At 47.7% G+C, this 17,274-nt stretch carries 14 protein-coding genes; 5 read left to right on the forward strand and 9 right to left on the reverse strand.

The genetic code is table 11. The features are described 5' to 3' along the window. Positions 1–428: 428 nt before the first annotated feature. Both CHH75_RS00500 and CHH75_RS00505 read right to left on the reverse strand, forming a co-directional pair. Complete coding sequence (locus CHH75_RS00500) at positions 429–1,145, reverse strand: class I SAM-dependent methyltransferase (RefSeq protein ID WP_095266154.1); 717 nt, start codon at positions 1,143–1,145, stop codon at positions 429–431. 466 nt (positions 1,146–1,611) lie between these two features. Continuing rightward, on the reverse strand, positions 1,612–2,109 hold the full coding sequence (locus tag CHH75_RS00505; RefSeq protein WP_095266153.1) for a MerR family transcriptional regulator: 498 nt from the start codon (positions 2,107–2,109) through the stop codon (positions 1,612–1,614). A 178-nt stretch (positions 2,110–2,287) separates the two neighbouring features. Between CHH75_RS00505 and CHH75_RS00510 the strand changes: the two genes are divergently transcribed. Beyond that, positions 2,288–3,139, forward strand: coding sequence for an SDR family NAD(P)-dependent oxidoreductase (locus CHH75_RS00510; RefSeq protein ID WP_095266152.1), 852 nt, complete (start codon positions 2,288–2,290; stop codon positions 3,137–3,139). A gap of 36 nt (positions 3,140–3,175) precedes the next feature. Here CHH75_RS00510 and CHH75_RS00515 read toward each other — a convergent pair whose 3' ends face one another. From CHH75_RS00515 to CHH75_RS00535, 5 genes are all read right to left on the reverse strand, one after another. Next, complete coding sequence (locus CHH75_RS00515; RefSeq protein ID WP_141235792.1) at positions 3,176–3,742, reverse strand: WxL domain-containing protein; 567 nt, start codon at positions 3,740–3,742, stop codon at positions 3,176–3,178. A 114-nt stretch (positions 3,743–3,856) separates the two neighbouring features. Further along, positions 3,857–7,126 carry an RCC1 domain-containing protein gene (locus CHH75_RS00520; protein ID WP_176475409.1) on the reverse strand — a complete coding sequence of 1,090 codons (3,270 nt, stop codon included), beginning with the start codon at positions 7,124–7,126 and terminating at the stop codon, positions 3,857–3,859. Positions 7,127–7,185: 59 nt separating this feature from the next. Continuing rightward, positions 7,186–8,463: a COG1470 family protein gene (locus CHH75_RS00525; RefSeq protein ID WP_141235793.1), complete on the reverse strand. Its 1,278-nt coding sequence runs from the start codon at positions 8,461–8,463 to the stop codon at positions 7,186–7,188. A gap of 256 nt (positions 8,464–8,719) precedes the next feature. Continuing rightward, a complete protein-coding gene (locus CHH75_RS00530) occupies positions 8,720–9,145 on the reverse strand; it encodes a hypothetical protein (protein ID WP_141235794.1) in 426 nt (141 codons plus the stop codon). A gap of 575 nt (positions 9,146–9,720) precedes the next feature. After that, positions 9,721–10,074, reverse strand: coding sequence for a GIY-YIG nuclease family protein (locus CHH75_RS00535; RefSeq protein WP_095397157.1), 354 nt, complete (start codon positions 10,072–10,074; stop codon positions 9,721–9,723). 234 nt (positions 10,075–10,308) lie between these two features. On the opposite strand from CHH75_RS00535, the gene CHH75_RS00540 reads away from it, so the two are divergent. The 4 genes from CHH75_RS00540 (at position 10,309) to CHH75_RS00555 (ending at position 14,509) form a co-directional block, all read left to right on the forward strand. Then, the gene (locus tag CHH75_RS00540; protein ID WP_095397158.1) at positions 10,309–11,190 is read left to right on the forward strand and encodes a carbohydrate ABC transporter permease; all 882 of its coding nucleotides are present in this window, start codon (positions 10,309–10,311) and stop codon (positions 11,188–11,190) included. Beyond that, positions 11,190–12,029, forward strand: a complete 840-nt coding sequence (locus CHH75_RS00545; RefSeq protein ID WP_095397159.1) for a carbohydrate ABC transporter permease — start codon at positions 11,190–11,192, stop codon at positions 12,027–12,029. The genes CHH75_RS00540 and CHH75_RS00545 overlap by 1 nt, the downstream gene beginning before the upstream one ends. A 37-nt stretch (positions 12,030–12,066) precedes the next feature. Beyond that, complete coding sequence (locus CHH75_RS00550; RefSeq protein WP_255222920.1) at positions 12,067–13,329, forward strand: ABC transporter substrate-binding protein; 1,263 nt, start codon at positions 12,067–12,069, stop codon at positions 13,327–13,329. Positions 13,330–13,579: 250 nt separating this feature from the next. Continuing rightward, positions 13,580–14,509: a copper amine oxidase N-terminal domain-containing protein gene (locus CHH75_RS00555; RefSeq protein ID WP_095397161.1), complete on the forward strand. Its 930-nt coding sequence runs from the start codon at positions 13,580–13,582 to the stop codon at positions 14,507–14,509. Positions 14,510–14,622: 113 nt separating this feature from the next. Here CHH75_RS00555 and CHH75_RS00560 read toward each other — a convergent pair whose 3' ends face one another. Together CHH75_RS00560 and CHH75_RS00565 are read right to left on the reverse strand one after the other, a co-directional pair. Further along, complete coding sequence (locus tag CHH75_RS00560; RefSeq protein WP_095397162.1) at positions 14,623–15,123, reverse strand: cupin domain-containing protein; 501 nt, start codon at positions 15,121–15,123, stop codon at positions 14,623–14,625. A 97-nt stretch (positions 15,124–15,220) separates the two neighbouring features. Continuing rightward, entirely contained in the window at positions 15,221–17,251 is a 2,031-nt protein-coding gene (locus CHH75_RS00565) for a hypothetical protein (RefSeq protein WP_141235795.1), read from the reverse strand. Positions 17,252–17,274: the final 23 nt, after the last annotated feature.

The raw sequence follows: 17,274 nt of genomic DNA on the forward strand, positions 1-17,274 counted from the left end.
GTGTAACCTATGCATTGTCATGCCTCCTTTTCACATCAATGACTTTGACGTTTCAATTCCAACATGAAAGCAATAAAAAATGCAGATCCAAGTCCACATGTGGGCTTGAATCTGCATGGGTTACGTGCCAGAACAGAGCGAAATAAAGCACAGCAAATATGCCGTCCGGGTCGCAATCCATGTCCTCATACGTAAAAATAAGCAGCTCAAAAAAAGCCCACCTGAGTGGAAATCCGCTTCTTTATCGCATACTTACCATAAACGCATGGAGTGAACCATTGATTACAATCCCCCTCTTCTTTAAGAGCCGTATCTTAACATTGGCATTTGACAGCTGTCAATTGATAAGCTTTCCCAATCCATTATTGCAAACGGCAATACCTGCCGGGATTCGAAGCTTGATCCGTTCAATATTCATGTACAAGCGTTCATTTGATGCAATGAAAAACAAACGATTTGTGTTCAGGCCCCGCTTGTTTCAACTCCCAATCGCCATAAGTTGTGACTCGCGTAAAACCTGCCTTTTTTAGCGACTCGGTGAGCTCCTCCTGATTCCGGAACCTGATCTGCATTTTTTCATGAATCAACACTTCGCCTGTCCCTGCATGTTTGACGGTTTCATAAAAAGTGAAGATATCTCCCTCGAACCCTTCATATTTCGTATGAATTTCAAGCGGATCTCCGGTTGCCATATCTTTGGCTGCATCAGGAGCCGTATCCTTCTCCCACGCTTCCCAAGCCTTAGCTAACGGGTTTCGTGTATCAAATATATAATGTCCCCCAGCTCTCAAGGAGCGGTATACATCCGAGATCGTCTGCTCCCAGCTCTCGTCGGTCAGAAATACCTGGGCAACATTGGCTGTCATGATAACGGCATCATAAGCATTGGTTTGCAATATCGTGCTATCCCCAATAATCCAAGTGACATGGTGTGCATCGTCCTTGGCTTTGGCCACTTCAATCGCTTCCGGATTGGGGTCAATAGCTGTAATGTCATAGCCTTCCCGAGCAAGATGCATCGTCCATCTTCCTGTGCCGCAGCCTAAGTCTGCAACCCTTTTCACATCCAGGCTCTTTAGAAGGGCCAGGAAAAATTCATCGTCTCTTCCCCAGTGATTAACCTGGTCGTATACCAACGGAATCATATAAGGTGTCCACTCGCTTTCTCATCGTTCATGATTACAACCATGATAAAAGCCGAATGCCGTGAGGTCAAAGGAATGATCAATTATAAATGTATTCTACCTGCCGCTCTGCCTGCCAGCTTTACGCACGCACATCAGCTTGTGTTCACCACATTATTGCTGCCTGCCCCAGGGCCTAATCCTCGGCCCTCTAAACGAAGGGGATCCTCATGGCTGTAGAGGACATTCCCAATCGTACCCGCTGCTCCTGTCAGTAACAGTCTCCGTTTCATTCGATTCATCCCCTCTATCGCTTCATCATTATACGATTACTCTGCTGTTAGTCATTACCCTTTAGAAGTAGGATATATGCGATATTTTCGCCGCCACTTGGTTTAATAGGGGGGAATCTTTATGAATTGGAGCACTAGAGATCTCGGGAATCGTCTGAATGCAAGGGGTCTCCACTTGGATAAGCTATGCTCATTTACTTCCCAGCCTTGGCCGGTACTGAAAAATAGGTCATCTGAACAGCGGACACAGGCTTAGCTACCGGTTCTTCCACCGCTGACGGTGACGTCAACGCTGCATCATTCCCGCTTCCATCCGAGCAATTTCGGCGATACCGTCCCTCTTCCAGCTTCATATCAATAAAATCGACGACCTGCTGCAGCGAGGCAATCTGGCTGACGATATTCTCCCGATGGTTCCTTAAACGTTCCACCAGCTCCGGGAACTCCCCGGGATCGGCATCGATGGCTACCCCCAAGAATGGACGCATCTCATCCAGTGGCATCCCTGTCTTCTTCAGACAGGATAACAGCTGGATCGTCTCAATGTCCTCCTGCCGATAGATGCGATGTCCATTTTCTTTCCGCTCCGCTCGGGGGAGCAAGGAGATTTTTTCATAATAACGAATCGTATCCTCAGAGATGCCTGTCAGCTCGGCCGTTTGCTTGATCGTAAATACCTGTTGTGCCTCCATCCGATTCCCTCCTAAAAATTATGTTATGTGCAATATATCTTGGAGCTGGCTCTAAGTCAACTCTCTTCTCCCTTATCCGCAAGAACTACATTTCACTTCTTGACTTGGAGTCGACTCCAAGTTCTACAATGTGTGAAATCACGGGGAAATGTCCCTATCTTAGGAGGAAGAAGAGACCATGAACACTCACCAGCAAGGATTTACCGCACTGATTACAGGAGCTAACGCCGGGATCGGCTTGGCGTTAACGAAGAAACTGCTGTCCGAAGGCTGGCAGGTGGCCGCCTTGAACCGCTCAGCCTTTTCGCCTGAGGACTCGTTCATCCAGCAAGCGCTCTTGAGCAAACAGCTTCGTCTTTATCAAGTCACAGACCTTACGGATTACGCCAGCTTGAGAACCACACTGCATACCATTCGAACCAGCGAGCAGCAGATTGATATTATGTTCAATAATGCCGGCGGCAGCTTCCCGGAGCTGGCTTATTCACCACAAGGACGTGAGAAGCATTATGAACTGATGACGGTAGTACCGTATATCATTCTGATGGAGCTAAAGGATCTACTAAAGCACGGCCGTTTGAAAACGGTCATTAACACTTCATCTGCAGTGCTTCGGATGACGAAGAAGTTTAGTCTGGAAATTCTGGAGGAGCCCAGGACCTTCCGTAAACTGATCGGACCTTACGCCAGTTCTAAGCTGGGACTTTCGCTATGGACACACGCCATTGCCCCTCAGCTTGCCCTGGATAACATTAAGATTCGCAGCGTCGATCCCGGGAGCAACAATACGATCCGAAAAGGGAAAACGTCCGGACTGCCTGTTCTGGTCCACATGTTAATGAAGCTGTTCTTTCCTCCTCCAGCCCATGGTGCGGACAAATTGTATGAAGGCGCTCTTGGACAACACCGGGATAAGACGGGGGTGTTTATATCCAACAATCGGATGATGGAGTTGAAATATATCGATCAAGCGCCTCGTATTTTGGAGAGAATGCATGCGATTTACAAGCACGAATATTTGCAGACATAAAAACAAAGAGGGCGAACTCGCCCTCCTTGGGAAATATTAAATGCCGGAAGTTGCTTTATAGGTAAAGCGTGCTCTATAAGAGCCTTGTAATACCCCAACCTTCGTGCCATCCTGCTTGCTAATCGTTTGAGGCAATTTGAGATCATAACGAACCTCGAACTGATGCGTTCCTCCGCCGAAGGACGGTCTGGCTTGTATAATGGCCTGCGATGCATTCGAGAGAACAAGTTGAGACACCAGCGTCCCCTGTCCCGAACCAAAATGGATAGGAGCACCGGTTACCGGCCCTTTATACGCTGTCGTTACCTCAACCGCTGATGCGGGAATGTAGAATTTTTCCAGGACACCATTGATTACTTTCTCGATTTCAAAATCGGTAGAGCTCATACTGACTGTATAACCAGCGTCAGTACCTCTTCCATCAACGACCGTCATCATTGTCTCCGCTTGTGATGACTGAGCCTGTTTGACATCCAGGCGTATGTCATCAAATTTCAGAGGCGTTTGAAAAGCCCTTAACCCCGAGCCGACAACCTCCAGCTTTTGTTCCGACACGTCAGCTGCAAAGGTGGAAGTACCCAGAGAAAGCAGCAATACAGACATGCTCATAGTGCCAAGCAGCATCTTCTTATACCGACTTATCATATTATTTCCTCCATCGTTTCTTTTTCAGGAATGGTTAGGCAGGTTGGGCATGCGCTCATTCCCCTCCTGCAATCAAATTCCTTTGGCCAAAGAGAAGGTGAACAGGGATCTGTATACGCCCACTCTCAAACCGACTCTGTCTCCTGCCTGATGTGCACTTCCCGCTCCTGCCGAGACGACTTCCACCGAGCTAGGGACGCGGAATGTAAAATCCATAGGAATATCGTAGTAACCCATTCCCTGGAATGGTTCGGCTTGTGCCAAGGCTTGTTTTTGAGCACCCAAAATATAATTCCCTGTTCTAGCAACTTGATCTGGTGAACCGGCAAGAACTTTTGCAGATTTCACATCCACACTCAGAGACGAAGATGGAATCTTAACTATGAGATCCGAGGTGTTTAAGCCGGTGTCAAGAACTGGATCACTCACAAAGTCGGTGATCGACAAGGAATACGTCCAGCCATCACCTTGGCCTGTACTATCTTCAAGCAGCGCACTCGTGACACTGTTGATCATCTGGTAATCATGGACGGTCTGGATTTCGATGTTGTCCAGCAACAAACCATGAAACTGTGAAGAAAGCCCCCCGCCTATGACGTTTAGAATCGCTTCCTGATCCGCTGCCGTTACCTCGGTTCCCCAGGTTGGGTCTACACCCGGACTCGGATTCGGATTAGCGCCATTTAAGGCGGGTGTGATATATTCTTTGTCTGTCAGAATATATCCCGTTGACGGATCCAAGACTCTGATTTTGATCGGAAGATGAGCCCCGACGTCAATCGGACCAACATATTCATGATAATTTCCGCCATGATCGAGAGAGTATTCTTTCATCCAGTTGCCTGTTGGAAGATTGGAGAAATCAATCACCAGTTTATCGTTCGCGTCACGAAGGAATGCAGGATCATAGACTACGCCGGTGACCACAAGCGTCGTCTCGGCACTGACATTCACCCCGTCTGTGACACGTGCTTTATATACGGAACCAATGACGTTAGGAATCATGAAGGTGTACTTCCGCTCCGTAGAGTCGGGATCAGACGATGAGCCCGTATAATGGTTGAAAATGTCAGGCTCGTCCACCCAAAGGCCGTGATCATGCTGAAGCTGGAGGAACCCTTGGGTTGGATTAAAGCTAAATGATAAGGACCGCTGATCGTTCGAATCGACATCACCCAGATGGCCAATAGGTGCCGTCAGCACGCCTGGAGTAGCCGGTGACACATTGATGTTATCAGTGACCCTTGCTAGCTCGGCTCCGAAGGCATTAAGAATGATTGCAGAAACCGTATGGTTACCATTCATTAACTGGATCGGCGATACGTAGTCGGATACCTGGCCGTTTACCTCCACTTGAACTTGTACCCGGCTCAAATCAATCGCTCCGGTATCAACGGTCACAACCCCATCTTGCTCAAGCAATTTAGGGTAACCCACCGGAATCTCGATTGGATCATTGCTGATGTTCATAATGAGTGGATCACTGTAGATGATATTGGTGCCGGTATCTAAACCTGCTCGTGCATGAATCGTCACAGATCCGACGGAAGTGACTACAATCGGATGAGTGTAGTTCACCCAAGTGACGCCGTTGTCCATAGAATACTCTTTTATCATTGCTGAAGCTGGGTAATCCAGGGTGACGACAGAATTCTCGAATTTATCGTAAGAGAGGGACTCTATAGGCTTGTCTATCATTGCTGGCACAGGCGTATAGCCGGACGGGTAGATGCCAGTTACTCCATTCTGCATAACCGGGCTGGATCCTTGGAAGTAATACAAATTACCATCTTCTCCGATTCCGTATACTTCATTTCTAGCATCAGTCCCCGTATATGTTGGAGGAACTTCCAGCAGCCCGACATAACGTACATTGTTTATTTTGCCGTATTGTGTATTCGAAATAACATAGACCTCACCATTGTCACGTAGCGCATATAAATGGTTGTAAGAAGCAGCAATGTCGACTATATCTTTGACTTCATTGTCTGTTCCTTCGATTGGAGTAGGAACCGTAAGCTTCCCTCGAATTCCGGTTAAGGGACCGATATTCCCCGTGCCCAAGTTGGCTGGATCATTCCCGTTGCTGCCCAATGCGTATACCCTGCCGTTGTCCTGCAAAATAATGACAACCGATGAAGAGGTATGCGGTGCAACTAAGTATTTGACAACACTAGAAGCAATTAAAGTTTTGCTCGCGTTATAGTTTCCGGAACTATACCCCATATTTCCAATTGGAATCCCCCATGACACAAGGTCCCCATTAGACTGCAATTCGAAGAACGTGTTATCTAATCTTGTTGAAAGAGACGCATTCCCTATAGCTTTAAAATCAGTTAACGCTCTGGTTACATTTTCTGCGTTGGAGACTGGAAGCGGGTATAGCTGTGTTGAGCGAAGTTCGTCGTAACCGTATCTGCCCAATTTTGTCATATAAGGTGCCGGTTGAGCAGAGTCAGTTAACGTATAGTAGGAGCCGTTAATTTTAAAATATCGCATGTCCAATAAGGGTTGGATAGTTTGGTTCGCTGAATAATCCTGCCACAAAGCATGTCTGCCAACATCCTTATGCAAGTATCCCATTTCGAAATCATCCGCAGATGTAAACGCTGGAAACATCCTAGTTATGTTAATCGGCTTAGCATCATGAAAGGAATCCGAATTAAAAGCTCTTCCGATCTTATATACTTGTCCATCCGTGACAAGAAGCACATTGTTATAATTGAGTTGAATAAATTTCCTTACACCCGTCAATGGAGTGTCCGTATCCGGGTTAATGACCTCGGTCGGGGCGGTTTTATCTGACTTTGTGCCGGTACCTAGCTGTCCGTTGGTTCCCCCACCAAAGGCATATACGCTGCCATCCGCTTTTAACGAAAACCAACTCATCGTTTGCAATTGCATGCTCGTATGTTCCCCACGACCATCCAAGTATGCAAAGTCAACGACGTTCGTATCGCGGAGTGTTAAAGGGTTATTATTTGTACGAATCAATAGGTCTCCATTGTTCATCAGCTTGATCTGCATGTTCGTTGTAAAACCATTGTGTGCGCCAGCTGTAAAGATTCGTTTGGCATTATGGTCATGTGTAATGAATTTTGAATCGACGGGCAGATTACTCCCGGTATTGACCCCAATCGTTCTTCCATCGCTTAAATGAATTTGTGTCTGAGTACCTTTGGAAATTTGATCGTACTCATAGGTTGTACCATCAATATTCCCATAACCAGCTCCCTGAGCTGTATTCGTACCCTGGAGCAGAAGCGCAGGAGCGAATAATACCGCAGCTAGCACAACGGAAAGTGTCCGTTGAAAGGATGATCGCCTTTGTCGTTGAACCATGAACCCAACCTCCAATTTCATTTAAATGTACTTTCGAAACCCCAATGTTTTTTCATTCGTTAAGCTCCTTTCATTACATTGTCATCATCCCCTTTCAGGTTGTGGGATAGCTCCATTGCCTGACTTGTATTAAGCGTCTGATTCCATTTCGGCTCTTCCCCTTCCGCTATGTATCCAAGCTTCACCACATAGAGGGTGAATGTTGTACGATCAAGCTGTACTTTTCTCCTGGTCCTTTCAAAGGAATAGCCTTTGTTCATATATCTGCTGATCCGTTCTTCAAGGTCCCCCTTCTTCCGTTTGACCAGTAACCATAACAACAGGAGTACAAGAATGGATATCAGGATGACGCCAGCAATAAGAACAGATCTCAACCAATCTGGAATCCCGCCGTCGACTTCGATTTTCCCCGCATACTCCATTAATGCCTGTGCTTCATTCTTTGCCTCTGGAGTAACGGTAAACTTAAACATCCTCCACGCTTTTTGACCCGCATAATTCGCCTCAAAGTAGGCTTCATACTCCCCAGGCATCAGGAGCTTGCCCCTGGCGATGCTGACCATGCTGGCTGTGGTTCCGTAATAGATCGAACCGGCTTCATAATCATTGCGGTATATGATATTTTTTGAAGTGTCGCGTATCTCCAGATAACCGGTGGGCTGCTCCAAAATCGTGCCCGTATTCTCCAGAGACACTGTGAACCGCGATTCCCCCGATGCAATATAATCATGCTTGAAGGAATGAATCGCCAATCCGTGCCGGGCCTTCTCGAGTTCGTAGTCCATGACAATCCATAGTCCGCTTTGGTTCTCAATATCCGGTGCGACTGTTGTGTTTACCATGTTGGTCTCAACGGCTGGTCCCTGAAACTCGATATATTCCGACACCGCGACAACGGCAATATGCTGTCCGGGCTCCAGGTCATCGGGAATGGATGCTATGTATGTATACTCTCGCATCTCATTCGGGCCAAGGGTAATGTCCTTGGGGCCCTGAGGATGCAACCAGGCTCCAGCATGGGTCACCCCCGCATTATACGACTTGAAATCCTTGCCGCCGTTTTGAAGCGGGATCGGATCAGTGGCGTATATTTTCAAGCTGAGCTCAGTATTCTCCAGATTTTTAACATAGAATTTGTAATCCTTGGTTTCCCCGGGCATAACGTCTTCACGGTAATAACCAAGTCCGTTCCGGGCTTCCTTGGCGCTGGGTGCAAACCAGAACGATGCCTTCGGAGCCTGCTCCGGAATTGCAGCCTGGCTTGCATAAGATGGCGAGCTTATCAGTGAAAGAAGCCACAGCATAAACAGCACCGTTAACCCACATGTAAGTAACAAAGATTTGGATTTCATTCCATTCACCTCTCGACTAAGTTCAGTATTCATAAGCAATCCATCCATGGACAACAAAAAAAGCACCCCCGACACAGGCGATAGGCCCATGCCAGAGGTGCTTCCTCTATTCCGTATGTAATTAAGCTTATGATACAACATATTTCCATTCATTCCAAGAGTTTAATTTTCATAGAACGACTGTTTTTCAACAAGCTTCTGAGTACCTTAGTGCTCCGTAACTTCGTGAAAATCCTTCCCTTTACGCTTTTGCCGACCTTTTACTAGAAAGCTCGCCAATAAAGGCACCGATCAGGCTGGCCGCATACACGATAAGGACACAAGCGTAGCCGAATGCTTCATACGGCAGCGTCGGCATGAAATGTCTCAGTCCATATACTGGGCCTAGAATAATAATCCCTACAGGCACTGCAATGATCCAGGCTTCGACGAAATACATGAGGAATACACCAATGATCGAGATAAGGCCGTATACAGAGCTGAATCTGATAAATAGAGAAGGCTTTCTGTCCTGTTGACTGGTATAGAACGCCCATGCCAACCATACAAGCAGAAACAGCCCGGTACTTAGGACGTGAACGGCAGAGGGAGCATTGCCTTTTAAGTAAGCGTTAAAATTAATGATGGTAAACGGGACGCTTAACAGCACGGCTAACAGCAATTTCATCGTCATGGTTAGACATCGTGAGGCCTAGCCCGCTATTTACGAGCTCCCCCACATCTCCTTTATTTTTTCATGAACTGTGCTGGCCTCTTGGATGTGCGGCCTCACCTCTCGCCAGCCACTTCTGTTGCACAATATCCAGACAGCCATACCTCATGAAGTGTTATATCCATATTATCGCTTACTGGGTTCTCTTCATCAACCACATTCTCCATTATATCCCTATATGCAGAAAATGCTTGTGCCATGCCTTATTATAGAAGTTCGCCATATGGATGTACGTCAAGTTAGTGACCATCGGGCTGGGCCAATGTCGTTAATTCAGCCATTAAGGATTTTAGGCGATGAATGCTGTCCATTCTGAATAGCTGTTGACTGAACGAAATAAAAGCTGTTCATTCGCGGTTTCCTTTGATAATGGATCGTGGATGGAGACAAAATTATCCTTGTGGTTTCCCGGGGACATGTCAAATTCATCTAAATTTCTTCTGGAAACATACGATACGATTTTAACCACATTGGTCCAACCCTTCATTAAGGTTTAGAAAATGGCTGCTCAGTCATTGGTCTGCTTCATTTCACCTGGGGGTATTGTAACCGCGATCCCCATAAGGCTGCAACTGCTCTAGCCACGGCTTTAGCATTTGCTTTCTTTCCCAACGTATATCGGTCACTTCGTCGATTTCTTTCTGCTCCAACACCTCGTATTCAAACGCATCGCCCCCGAGTTCATTCCAGTCCTCCTGAAGCTGTGCATTCGCAAATCTGCCCATATCCAGCTGCATTCGCAAGGTGAACCATTTGTTCTTCAAATTGGGATAGCTGTCGATGTAGATTTTGCCGTTGATTTTATTCTTGATTTGGATGACTCCCATATAAATCTTGATCTGCTTGTATTCCTCAAGAAGCTGCTTCCGCTTATCTTTATCCATGGATACTCTCCTCACCCTCATGAATTTACTAAATTACTAAATTACTAAATATAAGATTCACTTTATCCTGGATTTTACCGTTCGTCAACCCACGAATAGGTCAACAATTCTCCCGCTCCACAGTTTGGATACCTCTATCTGAAGGACAACCATATTATGGTAGCTGGAGATTCAAACAATTTATACCCGGTTTATTTAAGGTTGTTAGCTTATTTCATGAAGGGAGAGGAAACGATGATCCGAAACAAAAGATCTCAATTACTGCAGCAGTATCTCTACGTCGGACCTACTGCCCTGTTTTTTCTATGTATGGTGCTGGTTCCCTTCTTTCTGGGGATCTATTATTCATTCACCAGCTGGAACGGAATATCCAGTCATGTGGGTTGGAACGGAATCCAAAACTACGTACATATCTTCACCCGCGACTATTCCTTCCTGAACGCATTCTGGTTTACAGCCAAATTTACGGTTGTTGCGCTTCTACTGACCAATCTGCTTGGCTTTGCGCTTGCCTATATTCTGACTCGCAGGCTGTTTGCCCGCAACACCCTTCGGGCGGTGTTCTTTATTCCTCACGTCATCGGGGGACTGCTGCTCGGATTTATCTGGCAGTTTATTTTTGTCCAGGGTTTCTCTTCTATCGGGGAGCTGACGGGGTGGTCCTTCTTCACCCTTCCCTGGCTCGGAACGGGCACGACAGCCTTCTGGGCAATCGTCATCGTGTTTGTGTGGCAGAATGCCGGCTATTTGATGGTGATTTACATTTCCGCGATCAACAACGTCCCGTCCTCACTCATTGAAGCGGCCAAGGTGGATGGTGCAGGCCGATCCCAATTGCTGCGAAAGGTCATTATTCCGCTCATTATGCCCGCGGTTACCGTATGTCTTTTTCTCACCATCTCCTGGTCCTTCAAGCTGTTTGACCTGAACCTGTCTCTGACGGAAGGCGGCCCGTTCAAGTCCACGCAGACCGTATCGCTTAACATTTATGAGGAAGCGTTTACGATCAGCCGGTTCGGGCTCGGTTCCGCCAAAGCGATGATCTTCTTTATTATCGTTGCTATTATTTCTCTTCTACAAGTTCGAGCAACGAAGAAAAAGGAGGTTGAAATGTGATGGATTTTACCGCGCGTAAACGCAATGGCTCACGGATTGTGACGCAAATCGTCGTCATCCTGCTCGCGATTCTGTTCCTTGTGCCCTTCTATTTCCTGGTCGGCAATTCATTCAAGGGCTATGGCGAGATACTGTCCAATTCCGCATCGTTCCCTGGCTCCTTCAACGGGGACAACTATACGCAGGCCTGGCATGCCACGAACTTCTCTTATGTTTTTATGAACTCGCTTGTCATTACCGTGGTCAGCAACGTTCTTCTTGCTCTGCTCTGTGCCATGTGTGCCTATAAAATGGTTCGCAACGACAATCTGTTCAACCGCGTGCTGTTCGTTGCCTTCGTCGCGGCGATGGTCATTCCGTTTCAGGCGATCATGATCCCGCTCGTGCAAGTCATCAGCGGCATCGGACTGATGAATACCCGGATTGGCCTCATTGTCGCTTACCTCGGGTTTGGCGCGCCGCTCACCGTGTTTCTGCTGCATGGATTCGTCAAATCCGTGCCGATCGATATTGAGGAAGCCGCTACGGTCGATGGAAGCAGCCCGAACGGCATCTTTTTCCGGGTAGTGCTGCCCTTGATGCAGCCGATTATTGTGACTGTCATTATTCTGAACACACTCTGGATCTGGAACGATTATCTGATGCCTTCCCTCATTCTTCATGATCCGCAGCTCAGAACCATTCCAATCGCAACGTATATGTTCTTCGGTGAATATACGAAGCAGTGGGATTTGGCGCTGCCCGCCCTTGTGATGGGAATAACGCCGATCGTAATCTTCTTCCTGGCCATGCAGAGATACATTATCGAAGGGATTGTGCAGGGCTCGGTCAAAGGTTAATCAACGACAGCTACTTTCGTAAGGGAGGATGACATTCATGAATAGATGGAAAAGAGCGCTGCTGGTGCTGCTCCCCCTGCTCATCGTCGTTGCGGGAGGCTGCAGCCAGAGCAGCGGAACGGCCGGTGTCGTTACGGTGGACGTCTTTCAGTTCAAAGCCGAAATTTCACAGCAGCTGGATGAGCTGAAAGCAGAATTCGAGCGGGAGCATCCGAACATCCGCTTGAATATCCAGACGGTCGGAGGCGGAAGCGACTACGGCGCTTCCCTGAGAGCGAAATTCTCCTCCGGCGATCAGCCTGACCTGTTCACGCTTGGCGGGGATCATGAGCGGGATATGTGGCTGGAGTATCTGGAAGACCTGTCGGATCAGCCTTGGGTCGCTGATGTGAAGGAAGTCGCGCTGGATCAGATGACGGTGGATGGGAAGCTGTACGGCATGCCGATGAACCTGGAAGGCTACGGCTTTATCTATAACAAGGATCTGTTCGAGCAGGCTGGCATAACCGAGGAGCCGCAGACGCTCAGCGAGCTGCGGGAGGCTTGTGAGAAGCTGCAGGCCGCAGGCATTACGCCATTTGCCAATGGCTATCAGGCATGGTTTGTGCTCGGGAATCATTTTGCCAACGTGGCTTTTGCCCAGCAGCCGGATCCGGAACAGTTTATTGCCGAGTTAACGGAAGGAACAGCCACCTTCATGGGCAACGAAATATTCCAGCAATGGATCGATCTTCTGGATCTAACGCTTGAATATGGCAACCCGAATCCGCTCTCCATGGACTACAGCAGTCAGGTGTCCACCTTCGCTACCGGACAAGCGGCCATGATGCAGCAGGGCAACTGGACGCAGGTGCAGATTGATGGTATCGATCCGGATCTGAATCTGGGCATTCTGCCGATGCCGATTCACGATTCCGATACGAACCGAGGCATGATCTATGCCGGAGTTCCCGGCAACTGGGTGGTTAACAAAAACTCCAAGGTCAAGGAAGAGGCAAAAACATTCCTGAACTGGATGGTCACCTCGGAAATGGGAAAACGATATATTACGAGCGAGTTTAAGTTTATACCTGCGCTGGACAGCATTGAGGGCACCGAAGAAGGTCTCGGCCAGCTCGGGGTCGAAGTGCTGAAATATGCCGATGCAGGCAAAACACTGAGCTGGAACTGGACCCGGCTGCCGAACGGCATGCCACAGGAAATGTACAGCAGCATTCAGGGCTATATCGGTGGCAGTTTGACGCGTGAAGAAATGCTGGAGCAGTTTCAACGCAACTGGGATAACCTGAGTTTCCAGTAACACCTCGAACGTCTTCCGAGCTACGGCTTGGGAGACGTTTTAGCATTTTCCCAGGATGAATCGTCCTGGAACCTTTTCCGAAGATGATCAAAACCAAGTTGGTTGAAATTAGAGGATTTTCGACGTATGGGCAATTTACCTGTAAAACCTTTACACCAAATAGTAAAATAATACTAGGTAAAGAGTCTTGTATACATATATAGTAGATAGACCTTACTGACTAGATTCTACTCAAAAGGAGAGTAAACAAATGAAAAAAAAGGTAGCAATTATCACGACGCTGCTGCTAACACTCATTTCCCCCAGTGTTTTGCCAAGTGTAAACGCAGCACCCGTAAGTAAGCAAGTGGTCGTGGATGGACAGAGGGTTATTTTCGATCTAAACCCTATTATTGTTGACGGAACTACACTAGTCCAATTCACGCCTGTATTTAAGAAGCTGGGCATCACCTCCACCTGGAATCAAGAAAAAAAGCAAGTTGTTGCAACCAAAGGCAGTACGAGAATTATTCTTAATGTTGGAAACAAGACGGCTTATGTCAACGGCTCTCCTGTTAATCTTCAGGTTGCACCTACCGTTGTAGCGGGGAAAGTATTCGTTCCACTTAGATTTATCAGCGAATCCACAGGTGCTTCATTAAGTATTAGAAACAATGGTAATGTTATTGAAGTCTTTAGTGGGAATGGTAGATCCATTTCGCAGCCTGCAGCACAAACAACCAAATCTGCCCCTACATCCGTACAGGTTAGAAATTATCTGGACCAAAATTACGGAGCCTTAGGATCGGGTCGCGATTTATATGATGTATATTATACTTCGGTTGTTCAAAACGAAACCATACTCGTAGGTATTTTCTTTGATTTTGATGATTATATGATCCTATTGGACAATGCATTGGACGACTCCTATATTTATAAACTGACCAAACCTATCGCAAAAGATCTTCAAGCTAGATACGGGTCATCATACGATGTCAATCTTCTTTTATACCTAGAGTTTGAATCTCCTTTCTATACATCAACCTTTGGTATTGATAACATCGAACCTTTAAGTAATGGGAATTACCAAATTCTGAAACCAAGCTTCTATTCAGCGTTTTCCGCGGATTCAGGAGAGGCAGAAAGTTATTTCATTGATTTTGATGGCGAATTGTATCCTATGTATTATTCAGCATATTAAAAAATTAACAGGGGCAGTCCGCAATAGGGACTGCCCCTTTCTTCAAGAAAATCTCACCGCTCGATCTCACATTCCGTTATCCGGCCCATCTGCATCTCCTACTCCCACCTGCTTCATTTCACCCATTTATGCAGCAACGGCCCATCCTCTCCGAACACCGGGTCCATGCTTGGAACCGGCACGCTGCGAATCTCCGTGATCGACTGCGTCCGATCGGTCGGATTCCGTTCTCTCATGTTTGGTGTCGTGCCATTCGGATAAGCGCCAACAACGGCAAAATCAGGGCTTGCCTCAATCAGCATATGCGCTGTGCCTGCAGGCAGCACGATTACGTCACCGACTTGAAGATCAAGCCGCTCTCCGGCGTCACCGCCGACCAGAACGGTCGCATTGCCAGACTGAACACCAAGGACCTCGTGGGTATTGCTATGGTAATGGTGGTAGTCGTAGATGCCACCCGTCCAGCTTCCAGTCCATTGATGGCGGCTGAAGGCCGGCTCCAGACCGTCAGGACGTTCAGCGAATACTCCTGGATAGACCACCACCGGCAAGTCCGGGTTGTTCGGAACCTCTCCATCATCCTGTATGAAGAATGATCTGATTTGTATATCCACATGTACCCTCTCCTCTCATAGGAATGATGTACTTGTAGTCCAGTACCCGAACCCAAGCTAGATTAAACCTACCGAATGAAAAAGGTCACTCCTGGCCTCAATCGGAAGATTCTTGGAGCTTCACCTCTTGAATGGACCAAGCCACGCACCAAGGGCGCTGATTCTGCTTATCCTTCGGAATCCAGTAACAGGAATCGATCTGTTCTGCATCTGGCACCAGCATCAGCATGCGGAGAATCAGTTTTCGGACATCACCCGGATGACCGGCACGAGGATAAGGATAATCGAGCTTCACCCCTATTTTCTCAGCAACTTCCGAGCTATGGGACAATTCATACTCAAAGCTGGTGTTCCCCCCCATGCTTAATATACCCGAGTAGCCGGCCGTAATTTCTCCGGACACGGTACTGCTGGTAATGTTCACGGATGATGTCTTCTTCTCGAAGAAGGCCGAGGTTTCGCCGGGAACCCAGCTGACATCCAGAGCAAGACTTTGCTTCACATCCGCATAATGAGGTACGGACGGGAATCGCTGCAAGAACGTGGTATAGTCATGGGTGTTCGGCTGGTTCACATAGGTATGGAGGATCGGAAGCACATCAAAGTCGATATCTGCTTTGGATGTATGAAAAACATAAGTGCGAACCCCGAAAGGCTTTTGCATCTTCCAGTCATACAGCTCGTATGTCGTTCGAACAATATGCGGTGTCAGATATACGTAAGTGACGGAATTCTCTCCCGGAATGGGAACGATCGTCTTGTCAATGTGCCGCGTAATTTCAGAGATCTCCGAGCTGTGGTCAGCTTGCTGAGCAGAAAACTTCACTGAAGCCTCCGCTCCGACTGGGAGACTGGGGCCTGCTTGCATGTACGAGCCCATCTGAAAACGGGTGGAGATGGCAATCTGCTCCGTGGATGAACGCCCATAATAGAAGGTAGAACCGTATTCACTCCTCGTACTTCCATTGGTCACGTATGGAGGTGCTCCTTCAATAACTCCGACAAGGGCTCGAAAATCATCCTTGACCTTCTCTTCTTCTCGATTCACGAATCTCATAACATCCGACTTGTAGCGGCACAGAACGAGATTGCTTCCCCCTTGTTTCACGAAGTTTTCATCATTATAGTTCATATACAGCCAGATTTCTTGCCGCATCTCTCCGTTTGTTCCGATCGGAACAAAGTATTGAAACGCCCCCATATAGACCCATGTTGGATACTTGGTGTGTCCATGCGTTCTTGTGAAAACCTTGCTCCATTCGCCGGTAAGGATGTTATATGTTTTCATCTGGTTATTTTTGTACCCGGCCCAGCTGTGTGGACGATGCCATCCATTGATGAACAGCTGTACCGAAGGATCCTGCACACCGTCCTCTACCGTCCCCGCCTCGATCGCGAGAAAGTCAACGCGTCCGTCCTGCTCCTCGTGATGTTTGTCTGCAATTTGTCTTAAACCGCTGCCTGTACCGGGATTTACTCCGATATCAGAGCGAAAGATCGCGGTCCACAGATTGGCATGCGTGGTCACCACGCCGACCATGATATCAAAGTAACCGCCGGGATGAGCGTATGCGCATGCACATACGTGCTTTACGTTTTTCCAGGCGGTGTTCGCATCGATCCGCCACACGCCGTTATCGTCCTGATATACGATGCCGATTCGATTCTCCGAATTCGCATGATGGGCACCGAGTAGAATCAAACGGCCATGAACCGAAAGGGCTGCGAACTGGGTTCGCCGAATAAAGGAATACGGAAGCTGTACCGAAGGTGACCAAGCCTTGCCGTCTGTTGATGTAACATAATGGATATGTCCGTCCTCCGTCCAGAAGACATACAGAATCCCCAGATGCACGACGCTCGCAAGATTCGATATCTCACGGTGTCCGTTGACGTTATAGCCGAGCTTGTCGTAAGCAATCCCGTTCGCCTCCAGACATTCCAGCACTTCCTTATCCTTCTGCGGCTTCAGCCGGACCCGGGTATAGAGGATTTGATCTCGGTTATTGCTTGAAGAACGCTTGTGGTAAAAAAAGAACGCACTTTCGTTAAAATAGGTTCCGTTAACGCCTGTGAACTGCAGACTCGCCTCGGGGATCCGGTGGTTGGCATATGTATTGGACATCATTTCACCTTTCTTTAACCATTCAT

The sequence above is a fragment of the Paenibacillus sp. 7541 genome (assembly GCF_002276395.1).
GTDB lineage: Bacteria > Bacillota > Bacilli > Paenibacillales > Paenibacillaceae > Paenibacillus_AQ > Paenibacillus_AQ campinasensis.